The 18,720-nt window shown below is 69.2% G+C and carries 21 protein-coding genes; 10 read left to right on the forward strand and 11 right to left on the reverse strand.

Annotation, left to right across the window (positions count from 1 at the left end; genetic code table 11):
• Positions 1-123 precede the first annotated feature (123 nt).
• Entirely contained in the window at positions 124-1,791 is a 1,668-nt protein-coding gene (locus tag EJC51_RS31215; protein WP_126274126.1) for a fumarate hydratase, read from the reverse strand.
• A gap of 176 nt (positions 1,792-1,967) precedes the next feature.
• Between EJC51_RS31215 and EJC51_RS31220 the strand changes: the two genes are divergently transcribed.
• Both EJC51_RS31220 and EJC51_RS31225 read left to right on the forward strand, forming a co-directional pair.
• The gene (locus tag EJC51_RS31220; protein WP_126274127.1) at positions 1,968-2,672 is read left to right on the forward strand and encodes a DUF1707 SHOCT-like domain-containing protein; all 705 of its coding nucleotides are present in this window, start codon (positions 1,968-1,970) and stop codon (positions 2,670-2,672) included.
• A 185-nt stretch (positions 2,673-2,857) separates the two neighbouring features.
• Entirely contained in the window at positions 2,858-3,235 is a 378-nt protein-coding gene (locus EJC51_RS31225; RefSeq protein WP_079083058.1) for a WhiB family transcriptional regulator, read from the forward strand.
• Positions 3,236-3,318: 83 nt separating this feature from the next.
• Here EJC51_RS31225 and glpX read toward each other — a convergent pair whose 3' ends face one another.
• A complete protein-coding gene (gene glpX / locus EJC51_RS31230) occupies positions 3,319-4,353 on the reverse strand; it encodes a class II fructose-bisphosphatase (RefSeq protein WP_109498213.1) in 1,035 nt (344 codons plus the stop codon).
• A 127-nt stretch (positions 4,354-4,480) separates the two neighbouring features.
• On the opposite strand from glpX, the gene EJC51_RS31235 reads away from it, so the two are divergent.
• The gene (locus EJC51_RS31235) at positions 4,481-5,014 is read left to right on the forward strand and encodes a DUF4245 domain-containing protein (RefSeq protein WP_126274128.1); all 534 of its coding nucleotides are present in this window, start codon (positions 4,481-4,483) and stop codon (positions 5,012-5,014) included.
• A 67-nt stretch (positions 5,015-5,081) separates the two neighbouring features.
• Here the strand turns inward: EJC51_RS31235 and EJC51_RS31240 are convergent, their stop codons facing one another.
• From EJC51_RS31240 to EJC51_RS31255, 4 genes are all read right to left on the reverse strand, one after another.
• Positions 5,082-5,672, reverse strand: a complete 591-nt coding sequence (locus tag EJC51_RS31240; protein ID WP_126274129.1) for a malonic semialdehyde reductase — start codon at positions 5,670-5,672, stop codon at positions 5,082-5,084.
• Between the two features lie 144 nt (positions 5,673-5,816).
• Positions 5,817-6,053 (reverse strand): exodeoxyribonuclease VII small subunit, encoded by a 237-nt coding sequence (locus EJC51_RS31245; protein ID WP_059192564.1) that lies wholly within the window; start codon positions 6,051-6,053, stop codon positions 5,817-5,819.
• A gap of 9 nt (positions 6,054-6,062) precedes the next feature.
• Positions 6,063-7,271 (reverse strand): exodeoxyribonuclease VII large subunit, encoded by a 1,209-nt coding sequence (gene xseA, locus EJC51_RS31250; RefSeq protein ID WP_126274130.1) that lies wholly within the window; start codon positions 7,269-7,271, stop codon positions 6,063-6,065.
• A 141-nt stretch (positions 7,272-7,412) separates the two neighbouring features.
• Positions 7,413-8,783, reverse strand: coding sequence for an APC family permease (locus tag EJC51_RS31255; RefSeq protein ID WP_126274131.1), 1,371 nt, complete (start codon positions 8,781-8,783; stop codon positions 7,413-7,415).
• A gap of 114 nt (positions 8,784-8,897) precedes the next feature.
• Between EJC51_RS31255 and EJC51_RS31260 the strand changes: the two genes are divergently transcribed.
• Together EJC51_RS31260 and ppgK are read left to right on the forward strand one after the other, a co-directional pair.
• Positions 8,898-9,899, forward strand: coding sequence for a 4-hydroxy-3-methylbut-2-enyl diphosphate reductase (locus EJC51_RS31260; RefSeq protein WP_126274132.1), 1,002 nt, complete (start codon positions 8,898-8,900; stop codon positions 9,897-9,899).
• A gap of 29 nt (positions 9,900-9,928) precedes the next feature.
• A complete protein-coding gene (gene ppgK, locus EJC51_RS31265; RefSeq protein WP_126274133.1) occupies positions 9,929-10,672 on the forward strand; it encodes a polyphosphate--glucose phosphotransferase in 744 nt (247 codons plus the stop codon).
• Between the two features lie 25 nt (positions 10,673-10,697).
• On the opposite strand, the gene EJC51_RS31270 is transcribed toward ppgK, so the two are convergent.
• A complete protein-coding gene (locus EJC51_RS31270; protein ID WP_126274134.1) occupies positions 10,698-11,237 on the reverse strand; it encodes a DUF6542 domain-containing protein in 540 nt (179 codons plus the stop codon).
• Between the two features lie 191 nt (positions 11,238-11,428).
• Here EJC51_RS31270 and ychF point away from each other — a divergent pair, with 191 nt between their 5' ends.
• Entirely contained in the window at positions 11,429-12,517 is a 1,089-nt protein-coding gene (gene ychF / locus EJC51_RS31275) for a redox-regulated ATPase YchF (RefSeq protein WP_097268539.1), read from the forward strand.
• Between the two features lie 134 nt (positions 12,518-12,651).
• On the opposite strand, the gene EJC51_RS31280 is transcribed toward ychF, so the two are convergent.
• The 3 genes from EJC51_RS31280 to EJC51_RS31290 are packed head-to-tail and all read right to left on the reverse strand — an operon-like array spanning position 12,652 to position 13,803.
• Entirely contained in the window at positions 12,652-12,915 is a 264-nt protein-coding gene (locus EJC51_RS31280; protein ID WP_126274135.1) for a type II toxin-antitoxin system RelE family toxin, read from the reverse strand.
• The gene (locus tag EJC51_RS31285) at positions 12,908-13,177 is read right to left on the reverse strand and encodes a type II toxin-antitoxin system Phd/YefM family antitoxin (protein WP_126274136.1); all 270 of its coding nucleotides are present in this window, start codon (positions 13,175-13,177) and stop codon (positions 12,908-12,910) included. Before EJC51_RS31285 ends, EJC51_RS31280 begins: the two co-directional genes overlap by 8 nt.
• A gap of 44 nt (positions 13,178-13,221) precedes the next feature.
• The gene (locus tag EJC51_RS31290) at positions 13,222-13,803 is read right to left on the reverse strand and encodes a Uma2 family endonuclease (RefSeq protein ID WP_126274137.1); all 582 of its coding nucleotides are present in this window, start codon (positions 13,801-13,803) and stop codon (positions 13,222-13,224) included.
• Between the two features lie 322 nt (positions 13,804-14,125).
• Here EJC51_RS31290 and EJC51_RS31295 point away from each other — a divergent pair, with 322 nt between their 5' ends.
• Complete coding sequence (locus tag EJC51_RS31295) at positions 14,126-14,842, forward strand: response regulator transcription factor (protein ID WP_126274138.1); 717 nt, start codon at positions 14,126-14,128, stop codon at positions 14,840-14,842.
• On the opposite strand, the gene EJC51_RS31300 is transcribed toward EJC51_RS31295, so the two are convergent.
• Positions 14,774-15,433 (reverse strand): TetR family transcriptional regulator, encoded by a 660-nt coding sequence (locus tag EJC51_RS31300; protein ID WP_126274139.1) that lies wholly within the window; start codon positions 15,431-15,433, stop codon positions 14,774-14,776. The two genes, EJC51_RS31295 and EJC51_RS31300, sit on opposite strands and share 69 nt — an antisense overlap.
• A 356-nt stretch (positions 15,434-15,789) precedes the next feature.
• Between EJC51_RS31300 and EJC51_RS31305 the strand changes: the two genes are divergently transcribed.
• The 3 genes from EJC51_RS31305 (at position 15,790) to EJC51_RS31315 (ending at position 18,684) form a co-directional block, all read left to right on the forward strand.
• Positions 15,790-17,304: an MFS transporter gene (locus EJC51_RS31305; protein ID WP_126274140.1), complete on the forward strand. Its 1,515-nt coding sequence runs from the start codon at positions 15,790-15,792 to the stop codon at positions 17,302-17,304.
• Positions 17,305-17,366: 62 nt separating this feature from the next.
• Positions 17,367-18,014: a TcmI family type II polyketide cyclase gene (locus EJC51_RS31310; protein WP_166682921.1), complete on the forward strand. Its 648-nt coding sequence runs from the start codon at positions 17,367-17,369 to the stop codon at positions 18,012-18,014.
• 148 nt (positions 18,015-18,162) lie between these two features.
• Entirely contained in the window at positions 18,163-18,684 is a 522-nt protein-coding gene (locus tag EJC51_RS31315; protein WP_126274142.1) for a hypothetical protein, read from the forward strand.
• Positions 18,685-18,720: the final 36 nt, after the last annotated feature.

An 18,720-nucleotide genomic window follows, 5' to 3' on the forward strand; every position in this document is an offset into this window, starting at 1 on the left:
TTGTTCCGGGACGTGGGCCGGATGGGCTCAGCGGATGGGACGGTTAGGTGCGGCGGGGGCGAAGAGAACCCCCGCCGCCCCGACGAACTACGCCAGCCCGACGAACTACGCCAGCCCGACGAACTACGCCAGCCCCGGCCCCCGCACCGGAATCGTCGTGAACGTCGGCGCCGGTGCCGGGTCCTGGAAGAAGTCGTTGCCCTTGTCGTCCACCACGATGAACGCCGGGAAGTCCTCGACCTCGATCTTCCAGACCGCCTCCATGCCGAGCTCCTCGTACTCGACGACCTCGACCTTCTTGATGCAGTCCTGGGCGAGGCGGGCGGCGGGGCCGCCGATGGAGCCGAGGTAGAAGCCGCCGTGGGTGTCGCAGGCCTTGGTGACCTGGGCGGACCGGTTGCCCTTGGCCAGCATGACCTTCGAGCCGCCCGCCGCCTGGAACTGCTCGACGTAGGAGTCCATACGGCCGGCCGTCGTCGGACCGAAGGAACCGGAGGCGTAGCCCTCGGGGGTCTTGGCTGGTCCGGCGTAGTAGACCGGGTGGTCCTTCAGGTACTGCGGCATCTCCTCGCCCGCGTCCAGGCGTTCCTTGATCTTGGCGTGCGCGATGTCGCGCGCCACGACCAGCGGGCCGGAGAGGGAGAGGCGGGTCTTGACCGGGTACTTCGTCAGCTCCGCGAGGATCGACTCCATCGGCTGGTTCAGGTCGATCTTGACGACGTCACCGGCCTCGTCCAGGTGCTCGTCCGTCGTCTCCGGCAGGAACCGCGCCGGGTCCGTCTCCAGCTGCTCCAGGAAGACACCCTCGGCCGTGATCTTGGCCACCGCCTGGCGGTCCGCCGAGCAGGAGACCGCGATGGCCACCGGGCAGGAGGCGCCGTGGCGGGGGAGGCGCACCACCCGTACGTCGTGGCAGAAGTACTTGCCGCCGAACTGCGCCCCGATCCCGATCTTCTGCGTCAGCTCGAAGACCTTCTCCTCCAGCTCCTTGTCCCGGAAGCCGTGCCCCAGCTCCGAGCCCTCGGCCGGGATCTCGTCCAGGTAGTGCGCGGAGGCGTACTTCGCCGTCTTCAGGGCGTACTCGGCGCTCGTGCCGCCGACCACGATCGCCAGGTGGTAGGGCGGGCAGGCGGCCGTGCCCAGCGAACGGATCTTCTCCTCCAGGAACTTCATCATGGAGGCCTCGTTCAGGACGGCCTTCGTCTCCTGGTAGAGGAAGGACTTGTTGGCGCTGCCGCCGCCCTTCGCCATGAACAGGAACTTGTAGGCGCCGCCGTCGGTGGCGTACAGCTCGATCTGCGCCGGGAGGTTGGAGCCCGTGTTCTTCTCGTCCCACATGGTCAGCGGGGCCATCTGCGAATAGCGCAGGTTCAGGTTCTGGTAGGCGTCGTAGATGCCCTTCGACAGGGCCGCCTCGTCACCGCCCTCGGTGAGGACGTTCTGGCCGCGCTTGCCCATCACGATCGCCGTGCCGGTGTCCTGGCACATCGGCAGGACGCCCGCCGCCGCGATGTTCGCGTTCTTCAGCAGGTCGAGGGCCACGAACTTGTCGTTGCTCGACGCCTCGGGGTCGTCGATGATCCGGCGCAGCTGGGCCAGGTGGGCCGGGCGCAGGTAGTGCTGGATGTCGTGGATGGCCTCTTCGGCGAGCTTGCGCAGCGCCTCCGGCTCGACCTTGAGGAACGTGCGCCCGTCGGCCTCGAAGGTGGAGACACCCTCGGAGGTCACCAGCCGGTAAGGGGTGGTGTCCTCTCCCATGGGGAGCAGATCGGTGTACGCGAACTCAGGCATCTCAGCCCATTCCTCACTCGAACGACGGGGCCGGCCTCCGTTGGCAGGCCTCACCAGCCTAGAACCTGTCCAAGGCGGGAAGCTTGTGAGGTAAGGCTCAGTTGGTCGGATCCTGGGTGCCGCCGGGTTTTCCACAGGCCTAGTCGCGATCTATCGCGTTTGGGTACGCTGCTGCCGTGGACCTTCAGAAGCAGGACCTGCCGCAGCCGACCCCGCCCGTCTCCGCCGACCTGCGCGCCTCCGACGCGGACCGCGACCGCGTCGCGGACATCCTGCGCGAGGCGCTCGCCGAGGGGCGTCTGACCGCCGACGAGCACGCCGAGCGGGTCGAGGGCGTGCTGGCCGCCAAGACCGTGGGCGAGCTGGACGTCTTCATCCAGGACCTGCCGGCCGCGCACGCCCGCCGGGAGACGGCGACGACGTACGCCGTGGCCCCGAACCGCCCGACCGTGGGCGCCGTCCCGGTCGAGCCCGACGAGAACGTGGTCGCGGTGTTCAGTACGGCCGTCCGCAAGGGCCGCTGGCGCGCGGGTCGCCGTATCCACGCGTACGCGATCTTCGGCAGCGTCGAGATCGATCTCAGCGAGGCCCTCTTCGAGTACCAGCAGGTCGTGGTCAAGGCGATCTCGGTCTTCGGCAGCATCGAGGTCCGCGTCCCGGAGAACGTGTCGCTGCGCGGCACCGGCGGCGGTGTCCTCGGCAACTTCGAGGTGCACACGCTCGACGCGGCCGACCCCGCGGCCCCGGTGGTCTACGTGGACGGCTGGGCCGTCCTCGGCAACATCGAGGGCAGGCCCCGTCGCGGCAGGCTCGTCGCGGACATTCTCGATCGCGTCCAGCACAAGGTCGACAGGAGTTTGCGCAAACACCTGGACCGTTGACGGTTGTGAATCCGAGGCCGCCCGAAGGGAGTTGGTCCGCTCGCGGTCCACTCGCAGCCCACTCTCGGTCCCGCGCGGCACCACCCGGAATCCAGCGGTTCGGAACTCAGTGCATAGGCACGCGTACAACGGGTAGGCCTTGCTGCATCGTCTCTCGCTCGCGAAGCCGTCGTCAGGAGTAGACCGTGCTGCAACCGCCGCATTCGTCCCTGCAGGTAGCTGTTGTTCCGGCTCAGCGGGTGCCAGTGCGAGACAGGGACCAAGACGCACCATGGCACACCGAGGCGGTGTGCCGCCGCGACGAGGCCGGCCTGTTCTTCGCCCCCTCCAAAGAACCCACCGCGGCGCGCCTCTCCCGCGAAGAAGCCGCGAAGCGGGTCTGTGCCCGCTGTCCCGTCATGGTCGAGTGCCGCGAGCACGCCCTCCTGCAACCCGAGCCCTACGGCGTCTGGGGCGGCCTGACCGCCGCGGAGCGCCGAGTGGTCCTGGCCCGGCGCCGCCGCCGCGACATGGAACTGAAAAAGGCGGCCAGGACGACGGACCGCATAGCGCAGGCAGGCTAGACAGCAACGACGAAGGGCGCCCCCACCGCACCGGGGGCGCCCTTCGTGATCACCAGGGGTCCGCACCCCCTTGGGGTGTCTGCCTACTTCGCCCGATCGAAGTCGATCGCGCTGTAAGCCCGCAGCTTGCTCAACCGGTGCTCGGAATCGATCCTCCGCACCGTCCCCGACTTCGACCGCATCACGATCGAGTCGGTCGTGGCGGTCTCCGACCGGTACCGCACACCCCGTAGCAACTCCCCGTCCGTGATCCCGGTGGCGACGAAGAACACGTTGTCCCCGGAGACCAGGTCGTCGGTCATCAGCACCCGGTCGAGATCGTGCCCGGCGTCGATCGCCCGCGCCCGCTCCTCGTCGTCCTTCGGCCACAACTTGCCCTGGATCGTGCCCCCGAGGCACTTCACCGCACAGGCCGAGATGATCCCCTCCGGCGTACCGCCGATGCCCAGCAGCATGTCGACGCCGGTGCCCTCGCGGAGCGCGTAGATGGAGCCCGCCACGTCACCGTCGGAGATCAGCTTGATCCGCGCGCCGGCCTCCCGGATCTCCTTGATGATCCCCTCGTGCCGCGGCCGGTCGAGGATGACCACCGTCACGTCCTCCGGCGTGGAGCGCTTCGCCTTGGCGACCCGCCGGATGTTCACGGACACCGGCGCGTTGATGTCGACGAAGTCGGCGGCCTCGGGACCGGTGACCAGCTTGTCCATGTAGAACACGGCGGACGGGTCGAACATCGACCCCCGGTCGGCCGCGGCCAGCACGGCGATCGCGTTCGGCATGCCCTTGGCCGTCAGCGTCGTACCGTCGATCGGGTCGACGGCGATGTCGCACTCGGGACCGGTGCCGTCACCGACCCGCTCCCCGTTGAAGAGCATCGGCGCCTCGTCCTTCTCGCCCTCGCCGATGACGACCACGCCGTTCATCGACACGGTGGAGACGAGGGTCCGCATGGCGCGCACCGCGGCACCGTCGGCGCCGTTCTTGTCGCCGCGCCCGACCCAGCGGCCCGCGGCCATCGCGGCGGCTTCGGTCACCCGGACGAGTTCCAGGGCGAGGTTGCGGTCGGGGGCTTCACTGGGGACTTCGAGTTCGGACGGCAGATGATGATGCTCGGTCATCGAGGCGCACCTTTCTGATACGACGACGGCCGGATGAGGGTTCGATCCTCGACTCTATCGTCAGTCCGACAAAATGAGCAGGGGACCCCACGGATGAGCGGGCCGGGCACCTGCGACGATAGGGGGCGTGGCAGGTTCGAACGGCAGAAGCGGCAAGCAGAAGACGGTCCGGGACATGGTGCTCTCCCTGGGCCTGATCGGTGTCATGGCAGGGGTCATCTACCTGTTCATCCCGCACGACGACTCCGATCCCGAGGTGAAGCAGGTCGACTACCGCGTCGAGCTGCTCACGGCGCGGCGTGCGGCCTCGTACCCGGTGCTCGCGCCCGAGGGGCTGTCCGCCGCCTGGAAGGCGACCTCCGTCCGTTACGACGGTGCAGACGACGAGTCCTGGCACCTGGGCTTCTCCACCCCGGGCGGTGAGTACGCCCAGATCGAACAGTCGGCGACGCAGAAGCCGGAGGCGTTCATCGACACCGCCAGCCAGGGCGGCGAGGAGACGAAGACCACCGCGGAGATCGGCGGCCGCACCTGGACCCGCTACGACGGCGGCCGCTACGACGCGCTCGTGCACGAGGGCGAGGGCGCGACGACCGTCCTGGCCGGCACGGGCGGCTACGACCAGCTGACGCAGATGGCGAAGGCCCTGAAGGCGAAGTAGTCACCCCGTAGGCATGGGAAAGGCCCCCGGCGTGCGGCCGGGGGCCTTTCCCATGTCTGCGTGTCGCTCAGACGGTCGTGACGACGTCGTCGTAGGCGAGGCGCGGCGAGCGCGGGTAGGCGGCGTTCTCGCCCGGCTTGCCGATGTTGACGACCATCAGCGGGGTGTGGTCGTCGTCGAGGAACTCCTTGCGGACGCCCTCGTGGTCGAAGCCCGTCATCGGGCCGGCGGCGAGACCGGCGGCGCGGACGCCGACGATGAAGTACGCGGCCTGGAGGGCGGCGTTCATGCGGGCGGCGGACTCACGGGCCGGGCGCTCGCTGAAGAAGAGGTCCTTGGCCTGGGGGAAGGCCGGGAAGAGGGTCGGCAGCTCCTCGTGGAACTCGTTGTCCGCGGAGAGGATCGCGACCAGCGGGGCGGTGGCCGTCTTGGCCTGGTTGCCCTCGGCCATGTGCTGCACCAGGCGCTCGCGGGCCTCGGCGGAGCGGACCAGCGTGATGCGCAGCGGGGTCTGGTTGAAGGCGGTCGGGCCGAACTTGACCAGGTCGTAGATCGCCTGGACCTGCTCGTCCGTCACCGGCTCGTCGGCGAAGGCGTTCGCGGTGTGGGCCTCGCGGAACAGCAGGTCCTGGGCGGCGGGGTCAAGAACGAGAGACATACGGGGGCTTCCTCGGCTGTAGCCTGGGTCCGTTACCGGACCGCGGTCCGTTTCGGCTGACAGGCATGACCGTACGCCAGTAAATTTCAAGGTTCAACCAAAAGCGGGGCCTAGTGATCCGCTTCACAGTGAACGGTCTGTCGACTACTCGCCGGCTTCCTGGTCCTCGGCCTCCTCTTCCTCCGCCAGTGCCGCGTCCAGCCGCGCCCGCGCCCCCTCCAGCCACCGCCGGCACACCTTGGCCAGCTCCTCGCCCCGCTCCCAGAGCGCGAGGGACTCCTCCAGCGTCGTACCGCCCGCCTCCAGCCGTCGTACGACGTCGATCAGCTCGTCCCGCGCCTGCTCGTAGCCGAGCGCCTCATCCACCTTGCTGCTGGTCATGCGCCCACCCTAAGAGTCGACTCGGACAGTGAACTCACCCTCGGACACCCGCGCCCGCAGCACCTCGTCGCCCGCGACCTCCTCCGGGTCGCGCACGACATGGCCGTCGGCCTTCTGCAGGACCGCGTACCCGCGCTTCAGGGTCGCCGCGGGCGACAGCGCGACCACGCGCGCGTGCGTGTGCGTCAGCTCGGACTCGGCGCGGTCGAGGTGGTGCCCGAGACAGCGCCGGGTCCGGTCGACCAGGGAGGCCACCTGGTCGGCACGCTCGTCGATCATGCGATGCGGGTCCTCTATCGACGGCCGGGCCAGCGCGTGCGCAAGCCCGCGCTCCTCCCGCTCGATGAACCCCTCCACGCACCGCCGCGCCCGGTCCCGCAGCATCCGCACCCGCTCGAACTCCTCGCCCACGTCCGGTACGACCTTCTTGGCGGCGTCGGTGGGCGTGGACGCGCGCAGGTCGGCGACGTAGTCGAGGAGCGGGGTGTCCGGCTCGTGCCCGATCGCGGAGACGACCGGTGTACGGCAGTCGGCGACGGTCCTGACGAGCTGCTCGTCGGAGAACGGCAGCAGATCCTCGACGCTGCCACCGCCCCGCGCGACGATGATCACGTCCACCGCGTCGATCTCGTCCAGCTCCTTGACCGCCTGCACGACCTGCGGCACCGCGTGCACCCCCTGCACCGGCACGTTGCGCACCTCGAAGCGGACGGCGGGCCAGCGGTGGCGCGCGTTCTCCAGCACGTCCCGCTCGGCGGCCGACGCCCGCCCGCACACCAGGCCGATGAGCTGCGGCAGGAACGGCAGCGGCTTCTTCCGCTCGGCCGCGAACAGCCCCTCCGCGGCCAGCGCCTTCTTCAACTGCTCAAGACGCGCGAGCAGTTCACCGACGCCCACGGGCCTTATCTCGGCGGCCCGCAGCGACAGCTGCCCCCGCGGCGCGTACCACTCCGGCTTCGCCAGCACGACCACCCGCGCGCCCTCGCTCACCACGTCGGCGACCGCGTCGAACACCTGCCGGTAGCAGGTGACGCTCACCGAGATGTCGTACGACGGGTCGCGCAGCGTCAGGAAGACGACGCCGGCGCCGGGGCGGCGGGAGAGCTGGGTGATCTGGCCCTCCACCCACACGGCCCCGAGCCGGTCGATCCAGCCCCCGATGAGCCGCGACACCTCACCGACGGGGATGGGGGATTCCGCGGACGTGTTCACAGCCATGCCGGTGAGCGTAACCGCAGGCACCGACATCGAAAGGGGTTGCGTGCTGCGCGGCGTTCGCGGGAGCGGCCCCGGCCGCCGTCCCGGGCACGGGCCTCGCCCGCGACACCGTCACGATCGGCCACCCGGCCGCGGAGGGCCTCACCCGTCGACGCCCACCCGCCCTCGCTGCCCGACCAGCACCGCCACCCCCACCACGAACCACACCGCCCCCACGACCTGCGCCGCCCCCGACGCCTCCACGATCACCGCGATCGTGATCGCCGCGCCCAGCACCGGCATCGCCACATGCCGCCACCAGCTCACCGGGCCCCCGGCCCGCCGTACCGCGAACCAGCTCACCACGCTCGCGTGCAGCAGTGTGAACGCCGTCAGCGCGCCGATGTCGACCACCGACACCAGATGGTCCATGCCGTCGTCCCGACGGGCCGCCCACACGGCCGCGACCAGCGTGATCACGGCCGCGACCAGCAGCGCCACCCGCGGCACGCCCGAGTCCGTCCTGGCCAGGGCCCTCGGCAGGCGCCGGTCCCGGCCCATCGCGAACAGCAGCCGCCCCGCCGCGGCCTGTCCCGCCAGCGCCGCGAACGCCGCGCCGACGGCCTTGCTGACGGCCACCAGGTCGTGCAGCCAGGTGCCGACCGACACGTCGACGGCGTCGTAGAAGGCGGAGCCCTGCTTGCCCGGGTCGGCGGCCAGCTCGGCGGACGTGACCGGCTCCAGGAGCGCCACCAGATACGTCTGCGCCACGAACAGCACACCCGCCAACGCCAGGCAGAACAGCACGGCCCGCGCCACCTTCTCCGAGCCGCCGGTGACCTCCTCGGCGAAGGACGCGATCGCGTCGAAGCCCAGATAGGAGAGGACCGCCACCGACACCGCCCCGATCACCGCCGTCAGCGCGAACGCCCCCTGCGTGCCGTCCCCCGACAGCGGCGACAGCCAGCCGCGTTCCGCGCCGTCGCGCGCGAGGACCACGACCGCGGAGACCACGAAGACCAGCAGCACCACGATCTCCATCGCCAGCACCAGGAACCCGACCCGGGCCGCCGCCCGTACACCCCACAGGTTCAGCAGCGTCGTGACGACGACCGCGAGGGCCGTCCACACCCACCGCGACACCTCCGGGACCAGCGCGTTCATCGCGATCCCGGAGAACAGGTAGGCCACCGCCGGGATGAGGAGGTAGTCCAGCATCGCCATCCACCCGGCGACGAACCCCACGTCCTTGCCGAGCGCCACGCGCGCGTAGGCGTACACCGAGCCCGCGCGGGGGACCACCCGCACCATCTGCGCGTAGCTGAAAGCGGTGAACGCCATCGCCACCGTGGCCACGACGTAGACGAGCGCGACCGCGCCGTGCGACTTGGCGTCCAGCGTGCCGAACACGCCGACGGGCGCCATGGGGGCGATGAAAAGCAGCCCGTAGACCACCAGGTCCCGGAAGCCGAGACTGCGTCGCAGGTCGTGGCCCGTGTCGGGCGCTCGGTTCGCCGTGTCGGTCCCGGACATCGATGCCTCCGTCAGTCGCCTGTCGTCGCGCGTTTCCCGTCCTTCACACTTCCCGGCCAGTCTCGCCGCCTGCGCGCTCAAGGACCGCTCGAGCGCGGCCTTACGATGGGACGCATGACTGCTTCGCCTGGCCGCCGTGTCCTGCTCGCCGCCCCCCGGGGCTACTGCGCGGGCGTGGACCGCGCCGTGATCGCCGTCGAGAAAGCCCTGGAGCAGTACGGCGCTCCGGTGTACGTCCGGCACGAGATCGTCCACAACAAGTACGTCGTGCAGACCCTGGAGAAGAAGGGCGCCATCTTCGTCGAGCGCACGGAGGAGGTGCCGCCCGGGAACATCGTCATGTTCTCGGCGCACGGCGTCGCCCCCGCCGTCCACGAGGAGGCCGCGCGCGGCAAGCTCGCCACCATCGACGCCACCTGCCCGCTGGTCACCAAGGTCCACAAGGAAGCGGTCCGCTTCGCGGGCGAGGACTACGACATCCTCCTGATCGGACACGAGGGCCACGAAGAGGTCATCGGCACCTCCGGCGAGGCCCCCGACCACATCCAGCTCGTCGACGGCCCCGCCGACGTCGCCAAGGTCGAGGTCCGCGACGAGTCGAAGGTGGTCTGGCTGTCCCAGACGACCCTGTCCGTCGACGAGACCATGGAGACCGTCGACGCGCTCAAGGAGAAGTTCCCGAAGCTCATCTCCCCGCCCAGCGACGACATCTGCTACGCCACGCAGAACCGTCAGCTCGCGGTGAAGCAGATGGGCGCCGAGGCCGAGCTGGTCATCGTGGTCGGCTCCCGCAACTCCTCCAACTCCAAGCGCCTGGTGGAGGTCGCCAAGCTGGCGGGCTCCCGCGAGGCCTACCTGGTCGACTTCGCGAGCGAGATCGACGAGGCCTGGCTGGAGGGCGTGACCACGGTCGGCGTCACGTCCGGCGCGTCCGTGCCCGAGGTGCTGGTCGAAGAGGTCCTGGAGTTCCTCGCCCAGCGCGGCTACGGCGACGTCGAGCTGGTGAAGGCGGCCGAGGAGTCCATCACCTTCTCGCTGCCCAAGGAGCTGCGCCGCGATCTGCGCGAGGAGGCCGCGGCCCTGGTCGCGGAGCGCAAGGGCACCTCCGGGGAGTGACGGTCAGTCGTCCGTCGTAACGTGGGGCCATGCAGATCTTCGGCGTGGACATCGGCGGATCCGGGATCAAGGGCGCCCCTGTGGACCTGGCGAGGGGCGACCTCGCCCAGGAGCGGTGCAAGGTGCTCACTCCGCACCCGGCGACACCGGACTCGGTGGCGGACGGTGTGAAGGAGGTCGTCGACCACTTCGGGTGGACGGGACCGGTCGGGCTGACCTTCCCGGGCGTGGTCACCGGCGGCGCCACGATCCGTACGGCGGCCAATGTCGACAAGAGCTGGATCGACACCGACGCGCGTGCGCTGTTCAGCGAGCGGCTCGGCGGTCTGCCGGTGACGGTGGTCAACGACGCGGACGCGGCGGGCGTCGCCGAGATGGAGTTCGGCGCCGGTCACGGCCGCCGCGGCACCGTCATCCTGCTGACCTTCGGCACCGGCATCGGCAGCGCGCTCTTCGTCGACGGCGTCCTCGTCCCCAACACCGAGCTGGGCCACCTCGAACTGCACGGCCATGACGCCGAGAAGCGCGCCTCCAGCAAGGCCAGGGAGGACGGCGAGCTGACCTGGGAGCACTGGGCCCGCCGGGTCCAGAAGTACCTCGCCCATGTCGAGATGCTCTTCTCGCCCGAGCTGTTCGTCATCGGCGGCGGCGTCAGCCGCAAGGCGGACAAGTTCCTGCCGCACATCGAGGGCATCAAGGCGGAGATCGTCCCGGCGCAGTTGCAGAACAACGCGGGGATCGTCGGGGCGGCGATGCGGGCGGCGAAGCAGTAGTAGCAGGAGGAGCCGTAGCCGTGGCTCACCCGGGGCGGCGGTTCGCCCGCCGCCTGCGGGCCATCAGGCGGACTTTCCGTACGGTCACGATGAGGCCGGCGATCAGCGTCCCCCCGTACAGCCACCCGGCCTGCGTGGCGAGGGCGGTCACCAGGCCCATCAGGCGGCCCCCGACCCCCTCCCCGTCGGCGACCGGCACCAGGCCGGCCGCGAAGGCGATCGGCACCACCACGGGCGCGGTCGCGAGATCGCCGCGGCGGACCCAGACCGCCGTCAGCACGCACACCGGCAGGAACAGCACCCCGTACGCCGTCAGCGACGAGCCGAACAGCAGCGCGTTCAAGGCGCCGAGCGCGAGCATGGCCGCCCCGCAGAACAGACCGCCGCCGAGCCCGGTGAGCCGCGGGTTGGGGAAGCGGCGGACCGCCTGGACCACCGGCGGGGCCGGGCGTCGTACGGGTGCCGCCGCGGCAGGACGGCGCCCGCCGCGGGCCGCCTGCGGGGGCAGGGAAGGCCTCTCGCGGCGCGCTCGGATGTTGGGGGGTCGCGTCCTGTGTTGCTCCACTGGACCAACTTAGGTCGGTTTATGTGCAGAATCCCCCCTCAGACACGCCGAGGGGCGGACCTTGGCCAAGCGTTCGACTCGTCGCCGGGGCGGGCCCGTGCACGCCGTAGACTGGTGGATCGGCCCGCCAGGGCAGGCCCTGCCCCAGCCCTCGTCCACTCCTCTCCTCCTCACGTACGGGAAGTCGCAACGTGTCGCTCACGATCGGAATCGTCGGTCTGCCGAATGTCGGCAAGTCGACCCTGTTCAACGCCCTGACCAAGAACGACGTGCTCGCGGCCAACTACCCGTTCGCCACGATCGAGCCCAACGTCGGCGTCGTGGGCGTCCCGGACGCGCGTCTGACGAAACTGGCCGAGATCTTCTCCTCGCAGCGCATCCTCCCGGCGACGGTCGACTTCGTCGACATCGCGGGCATCGTGCGCGGCGCCTCCGAGGGGGAGGGCCTGGGCAACAAGTTCCTCGCGAACATCCGTGAGTCGGACGCGATCTGCCAGGTCATCCGTGCCTTCAAGGACGAGAACGTCGTGCATGTCGACGGCAAGGTCTCGCCCAAGGACGACATCGAGACGATCAACACCGAGCTGATCCTCGCCGACCTCCAGACCATCGAGAAGGTCCTGCCGCGCCTCCAGAAGGAGTCGCGGATCAAGAAGGACGTGGCTCCGAAGGTGGCGGCGGTCGAGGCGGCCAAGGAGATCCTGGAGAAGGGCGACACCCTCTTCTCGCAGGGCCTGGTCCAGGGCAGCGAGCGCGCCGAGCTCCTGCACGACCTGCACCTGCTCACCACCAAGCCCTTCCTCTACGTCTTCAACGTCGACGAGGACGAGCTGACCGACGACTCCTTCAAGGACGAGCAGCGCGCCCTGGTCGCCCCCGCCGAGGCGATCTTCCTCAACGCCAAGCTGGAGGCGGACCTCGCCGAGCTCGACGAGGAGGACGCGCTGGAGCTCCTGGAGTCGGTCGGCGCCGAGGAGCCGGGCCTGGCCACCCTCGCCCGCGTCGGCTTCAACACCCTCGGCCTCCAGACCTACCTCACGGCCGGCCCCAAGGAATCCCGCGCCTGGACCATCAAGAAGGGCGCCACGGCCCCCGAGGCGGCCGGTGTGATCCACACCGACTTCCAGAAGGGCTTCATCAAGGCGGAGGTCATCTCCTTCGACGACCTGGTCGAGACCGGCTCGGTCGCCGAGGCCCGCGCGAAGGGCAAGGCGCGCATGGAGGGCAAGGAGTACGTCATGCAGGACGGGGATGTCGTGGAGTTCCGCTTCAACGTCTGAGCGGATGAAATGACACCACGTCGCTGACGTGGCAAACATGCAGGTCAGAAGAGGTCGGACTCTGTCGAGTCCGACCCCTTCGCCGTCACCGTGCTGGATGGGTGCTGGATGTTCTGACGCGGGGTCAGCGGCAGTCAGGTCCCGTAAACGGTAGACCTGTGTTCCACATGGACGACCCACACCACGAGCTCTCCGTTGTCGATCGTGTAGACGACCCGGTGGTCGCCGACTCGCAGCCGGCGGCGTTCCGGCTGCGACACGAGCGCGGTGGTGTCGAACCCGAGGGGATCGCTCTCCAGTTCGGTCAGCTTGGCCAGGATGCGCAGCGCCATGTCGCGAGGGATCTTCCGAAGCTCGGCCTGCGCCTCCGGTCGGAAGACGGTCCGATACTCACTCACCGCGCGCCAGCGTCTCCCTCATGATGTCCTCGATCGGGATGCCGGGTGCCGGGTTGGCCATGCGCTCGTCGATGATCCGGTTGATCTCGCGCTCTTCCCACTCCTGGTACTTGCGCAGCACCTCGATGGAGACGACGGCGGCGACTTCCTTGCCCCGGCGCGTGATGACCGTGGGTACGTCGTCGCGGTCCGCACGCTCCACGACTTCCGCCAGGTGGGCGCGCACGTCGCGGATGGACTCTGTGGGCAGCGGCCGCGTCATGCGCTCAAGCGTACCGAGTGTGCCATGTGTACACAATCTGGGTCCTAGTTGCTTCGCGGCGGGGTGAGCTTGTCGAGGTCCAGGCTGATCTCGAACGGCACGGGGCGCTTCAGGGTGCCCCGGAAGATGCCGGCGGGTGCGTAGGCGCCAGTCGGTTCGTCGAGTTCGTAGACGTGGACGACAGGGGCGCCGTTCTCGTCCTCGATGCACCAGTAGTGCGGGATGCCGGCCTCCGCGTACTTGCGCAGCTTGACCGTGCGGTCCCGGTGCGCGGACTCGGGTGAGGCGACCTCGATGACCAGTCGCACCTCGTCCGGCGCGAACCAGGTGCGGTCTCCGTCGTAGTCGGCCGTTGTCAACAGCAGATCCGGCTCGGGCCGGTTTCGCTCGTCGAGCTTTATGGTCATCTCGCGGCCGACCCTGACATCGCCGGGCGCCTGCTCCATGAGAGCGACGGTGAGCATGGTGACGAGGTGGCCGTGCCACCACCTCTGCGGCGACATCATGAAGACAAGCGCTCCGTCGATCAGCTCGGTGTGGCGGGGTGCCTCGGGGAGGCGGTCCAGGTCCTCCGCGAACCAGCCTTCCTCGCGCGGCGGGCGCATCCAGTCGGGCAGTGCGGTCATGGCCCAACGGTAGCGACTGGACGAGGGCTGGGGCGCGTGATCCGCGTAGCGGTGGTGTGACGGTGCGGGGCCGGGCGCATTCCTTTTCATGTTCCGCCCTTCCGGAATCGGGGTGTCCGGAAAATGTCCTCTGCTTTCCCTGCCCTTTGTTCTCTAAATCGTTTCTTTAACTTCCCTTAGGCTGTCCTTTGTTGTGGGGAGGGGGCCGTTAAGGCGGTGTTGCGCTTTCTGTGAGCGACCGGAAAACCGTTGAAGCAGGTGCGCGCTCATGTGAGGCTAGGCTCATCTAGTCAGACCTGCGGAGATTTTGGGGGAGATTTCTATGGGCTCGCCTTTAGCGGTGTCGTCCGCGCTGCCGGAGCAGAGGTCCGGGGAGGTGGGCCCGTGGACGATCCTCGTCGTGGAGAGCGATGCGGCGAGCAGGGAGATCCTCGTGGCCGACCTGTCCCGGAGCGGACAGGACGTCGAGGCAGTGGAAACCGGCCAGGAGGCACTGGATCGCGCCCGCGAGTACGACCTCGTCCTGCTCGGCATGAAGCTGCGGGACCTGGACGGGCTGCATGTGTGCCGCCTGCTCCGGGCCACCACCGACACACCCGTCATCTTCATCGGCTCGGCCGCCTCGGAACTGGACACCGTGCTGGCCCTGCGGGCCGGCGGCGACGACTATCTGGCGCGGCCGTACGGACTGCGCGAACTCATGGCACGGATCGGCGCTGTCATGCGGCGGGCCTCGTCCTGCGGGCAGGCGCCCCCACTGCTGGAAAGAGGGCGGCTGAGCATCGACGTACAGAAGCGGGAAGTGAAATACGGCGGGCGTTCTCCGCGGCTGACCCGCAAGGAATTCGAATTGCTTCTGCTCCTCGCGCGAAATCCCGGAAAGGTGATCTCACGCGAGGAGATCGTCAGTGCGGTGTGGGGGAGTTCCTGGTCCCAGCGCACCGTCGACACGCACATCAGCAATCTTCGCTCAAAGCTGGGTGACCGTGGCCTGATCGTCTCGGTTCGAGGCGTCGGATTCATGATGGCCAAGGCCTGATCCCCGTACCGGCTGCCCCGTGCCGGTGCCGAAGTCCGCCCAGCCGTGGCGCAGCCGGTCGAAGACGGCCTTCAGGTCCTCCGGCGAGTGATCGCCGTACGTGGCGAGGAAGTTGGCCTCCAGCACGAAACGGGCGAGCGTCGTCGTCAGCAGGTCGCCCTCCGGGACCCCGGCCTCCTCGGCGAGCGTGGCGGCGAGGCTCGCCTCCCAGTGCCGCCGCACCCGGCCGGCGTACTCCAGCAACGCCGGTGTGGACTTGACCAGTTCGACGAAGTCCTCGCCGGACGGACCGTCGGGGGCGGGCTGCGCCGCGGGCACCAGATGTGCCTCCAGCGCGTCCAGCATCGACGTCCCGGGCGCGCGGTCGCGGACCGCCGCCGTCAGTGCGCGTTCGTACTCGTCCTCGGCGTCGAAGACCAGCGCCTCCTTGCACGGGAAGTACGCGAACAGCGTGCTCACCGCCACTTCCGCGGCGTCCGCGATCTCCGCGACGGTCACGTTCTCGAATCCGCGCTCGCGGAACAGGGTGAACGCGGTGTCCGCCAGGCGCTTGCGCGTCTGCGCCTTCTTCCGTTCTCGCAGTCCCGCCACTCCGGCACCCTCTCGCAACGACCGTCGTCCTCGGCGCGGCATCAGGGGCGCCGATCCGCTGAGTGAGCGTACAGGGCCGGGCCGCGGTATGTCTGTGATCGTCAGCGAGAAGAGGCTGGTCGGAGGCGCGCCCCGACGGCCGTACTGGATGTTTTGTCCCCATTTACCGAGGCCCGCCATGCCTCCGGCCGGGAGCCTCGACCTCCCTGCCTCACCCCTTCTGACCTGCTGAGACACCTCCTTGTCGAAGTGTATCCACGAGTGAGTACGGAAGCTGAGTGCATCGGTATTGACACGTACCGGAATCTCGTATCTACTCTGAACTCGTAGTTACTTCGAAAATTTGAGGGGAGCTCATGGAAGTCACCGCAACGCGTCGCTGGCTGGCCCTCGGCGCACTCGCACTCGCGATGCTGACCGTGGGGCTCGACATGACGGTGCTCAACATCGCCCTGCCCACGCTGGCCCGTGATCTGCACGCCGGCACCGCGGCGCTGCAGTGGTTCAGCACGGCGTACACGCTGACGCTGGCGGGCGTGATGCTGCCCGCCGGTGCGCTCGGGGACCGGTTCGGGCGGAAGAAGTTCGTGTTCGGGGCGCTGGTGCTGTTCGGCGGCGCCTCGGTCTGGTGCGCGTTCGCCTCGTCGTCGACCGAGCTGATCATGGCGCGGGTGCTGCTCGGGGTCGCGGCGTCGGTGCTGATGTCCCTGTCGATGGGGATGATCCCGGTGCTCTTCCCGGACCCGGCGGAGCGCGGCCGCGCCACCACCGTGTGGATCACCGCGGTGACCCTCGGCATGCCGCTCGGCCCGATCGTCGGCGGACTGCTGCTCGACCACTTCTGGTGGGGCTCGGTGTTCCTGGTGAACATCCCGACGGTCATCATCGGGGCGTTCGCGGTGGGCCTGCTGGTGCCGGAGACGCGCAGCCAGACCCGCCGGCCCATCGACCCGGTGAGCGTGCTGCTCTCGGCGGCCGGGTTGGTCGGACTGACCTACGGCCTGATCCGCTTCGGCGACGAGGGCTGGGGCGACGGCATCGCCTGGGCGACCTTCGGCGCGGGCCTGCTGCTGATCATCGGCTTCGTCGCCTGGGAGCGCACCCGGGAACACGCCCTCGCCGACCTCAGCCTCTTCGGCGACCGCGGATTCCGCATGGGGACGTTCTTCCAGCTGATCAACGCCTTCGCGATGTTCGGGCTGTTCTTCACCATCCCGCTGTACTTCCAGTCGGTGCTCGGCGTCGACTCGCTCGGCAGCGGTCTGCGGATGCTGCCGATGATCGGCGGTCTGCTGGTGGCCTCCAACTTCCTGGAGGGCCTGAGCGACAAGATCGGTCTCAAGCTGACGCTGATGCTCGGCTTCGGGGCCCTCGCGCTCGGCATGGGGCTCGGCGCGATGACCGACATCGACACCTCGTACGGCTTCGTCGCCACCTGGATGGTCGTCGTCGGCCTCGGCATCGGCCTGGTGCTGCCCACCTCCATGTCCCTGGCCGTGGGCGCGCTCACCCCCGAGCGGGCCGGCGCCGGATCGGCCCTGCTGTCGGCGCTGCGCCAGGCCGCCGGCACCACCGGCGTGGCCGTGCTCGGCACCGTGCTGTCCACGCGGTACCACTCCGAACTCGGCCCGCTCGACCATGAGCCGATCTCCGACGGCGTCGGATCAGGAGTGGCCGTGGCCGACAGGCTCGGCGACCACTCGATGCTCCACGACGTCCAGACGGCGTTCCTCGGCGGCATGGACCTGCTGCTGGTCGTCTGCGCCGCCATCGCGGTCGTCGGCCTGCTGCTCTCGGCGGTCGCCACCAAGAGCCGCCCGGCGGAATCCGCGGCCAAGCTGCCCAAGTCGGAGACCGCGCCGGTCGCCTAGCCGACAACAGCGTCACCGAACGCACCGCAAACCCGAGGCTCTCCCACGAGGAAGTGATGCACATGCGCAGCATGGTTACCGTCTCGAAGATGGATCGGGACGCGATCCCCGAGGTGTCGAAGCTGTTCGCGGAGTTCGACAGCACGGAGATCCCGGGGCTGATCGGACTGCACCGCCGCCAGCTGTTCATCCACCACGGTGTCCAGGTCCACCTGTACGACTTCGTCGAGAAGTCCGACCAAGCCGCACTGGAGAAGGCCAAGTCCGACCCGCGCATGGCCAGGCTCTCGGTCGACCTCCAGCCGTTCGTGACGCCGTACGAGCCCGAGACGTGGAACTCCCCGGCCGACTCGGCGGCTTCCTGCTTCTACGCCTGGGAGGGGGAGCCGGAGGGGAGGCCCGGGCCGACGGAGACCACCGTCACTCTCGCCCGGATGGAGGCCGACGCCATTCCCGAAGTCACCGAGATCTTCCGGGACTTCGACGCCACCGCGCAGTTGATGGGCATCCGCCGACGCCAGCTCTTCGTCTTCAAGGACCTGTGCATCCACATCCAGGACCACGCCCGCCGCGACGACGCGGACATCGCGCAGAAGGCCGCGACGGACATCTGGTTCGGCCACGTGCTGCGTGAACTGCCGCGCCTCGCCCCGCAGGAGCCGACACCCGACGGGCACGCGATCCGCTTCTACGGATGGGAGGCGTCCTGACGTACCACGCGAAGAGCCGCTGACAGCGGCGGCGGCCGGGCCGGACCGGACGGCAGTGTCGGCCCGGCCCGGCCGCACGGCCACCCTCGAACAAGCACAGAGCAACACACAGCAATACGGACAAACGCCGAGACGCGTGAGGCGACCGATGGCAGGACAGCAGAGCCGTACCGCCGACGAGGCGGTGTGCGCGGGGCAGTTGAGCATCGAGCAGCGGATGGGGGAGGCGCTCACCGAGTACGCGCGGGACGTCGAGCCCCTGGACGAGGGCGTCCTCGGCATCCGCGCGGCATCGGCGGGCCCGGCCTGTCTGCACCTGGACGCGGAGCCGATCCTCCTCGGCTACCTGGTCCACCGGCTCGCCCCCGGTCTGCGCCTCGTCCGCGGCATGCCCGGCCGACTCGAACTGCGCCACCGCGACGGACACGGACGCCTCGTCTTCCATCTCGACGCCGCCGCCGAACACGTGCTCGACGTGTGGAGGCGGGATCTCGCCACGGTCTACCCGAACCTCGTCACCGTCCACTTCGCCGGCTCCTCCCACCCGGACGCCGGCGCGGAGAGCCGGAAGCTGCGCCGACGGCTGCGTGACCTGCCCGTTGTCCCCTCCGTGCATGATCGATCCGAGGTCGTACAGATCGTGCGAGCCAATCTGAATGTGGAGTCGTAAGAATTAAAGAGCAACTCTGATTCCGTTGTGAGTTCG

The organism is Streptomyces aquilus, assembly GCF_003955715.1.
GTDB classification, from domain to species: Bacteria; Actinomycetota; Actinomycetes; order Streptomycetales; family Streptomycetaceae; genus Streptomyces; species Streptomyces aquilus.

Coding starts and splice junctions, on each gene's coding strand:
- EJC51_RS31215 (WP_126274126.1), bottom strand. CDS start 1,791: ATGCCTGAGTTCGCGTACACCGATCTGCTCCCCATGGGAGAGGACACC.
- glpX (WP_109498213.1), bottom strand. CDS start 4,353: ATGACCGAGCATCATCATCTGCCGTCCGAACTCGAAGTCCCCAGTGAA.
- EJC51_RS31240 (WP_126274129.1), bottom strand. CDS start 5,672: ATGTCTCTCGTTCTTGACCCCGCCGCCCAGGACCTGCTGTTCCGCGAG.
- EJC51_RS31245 (WP_059192564.1), bottom strand. CDS start 6,053: ATGACCAGCAGCAAGGTGGATGAGGCGCTCGGCTACGAGCAGGCGCGG.
- xseA (WP_126274130.1), bottom strand. CDS start 7,271: ATGGCTGTGAACACGTCCGCGGAATCCCCCATCCCCGTCGGTGAGGTG.
- EJC51_RS31255 (WP_126274131.1), bottom strand. CDS start 8,783: ATGTCCGGGACCGACACGGCGAACCGAGCGCCCGACACGGGCCACGAC.
- EJC51_RS31260 (WP_126274132.1), top strand. CDS start 8,898: ATGACTGCTTCGCCTGGCCGCCGTGTCCTGCTCGCCGCCCCCCGGGGC.
- ppgK (WP_126274133.1), top strand. CDS start 9,929: ATGCAGATCTTCGGCGTGGACATCGGCGGATCCGGGATCAAGGGCGCC.
- EJC51_RS31285 (WP_126274136.1), bottom strand. CDS start 13,177: ATGACGCGGCCGCTGCCCACAGAGTCCATCCGCGACGTGCGCGCCCAC.
- EJC51_RS31290 (WP_126274137.1), bottom strand. CDS start 13,803: ATGACCGCACTGCCCGACTGGATGCGCCCGCCGCGCGAGGAAGGCTGG.
- EJC51_RS31295 (WP_126274138.1), top strand. CDS start 14,126: ATGGGCTCGCCTTTAGCGGTGTCGTCCGCGCTGCCGGAGCAGAGGTCC.
- EJC51_RS31305 (WP_126274140.1), top strand. CDS start 15,790: ATGGAAGTCACCGCAACGCGTCGCTGGCTGGCCCTCGGCGCACTCGCA.
- EJC51_RS31310 (WP_166682921.1), top strand. CDS start 17,367: ATGCGCAGCATGGTTACCGTCTCGAAGATGGATCGGGACGCGATCCCC.
- EJC51_RS31315 (WP_126274142.1), top strand. CDS start 18,163: ATGGCAGGACAGCAGAGCCGTACCGCCGACGAGGCGGTGTGCGCGGGG.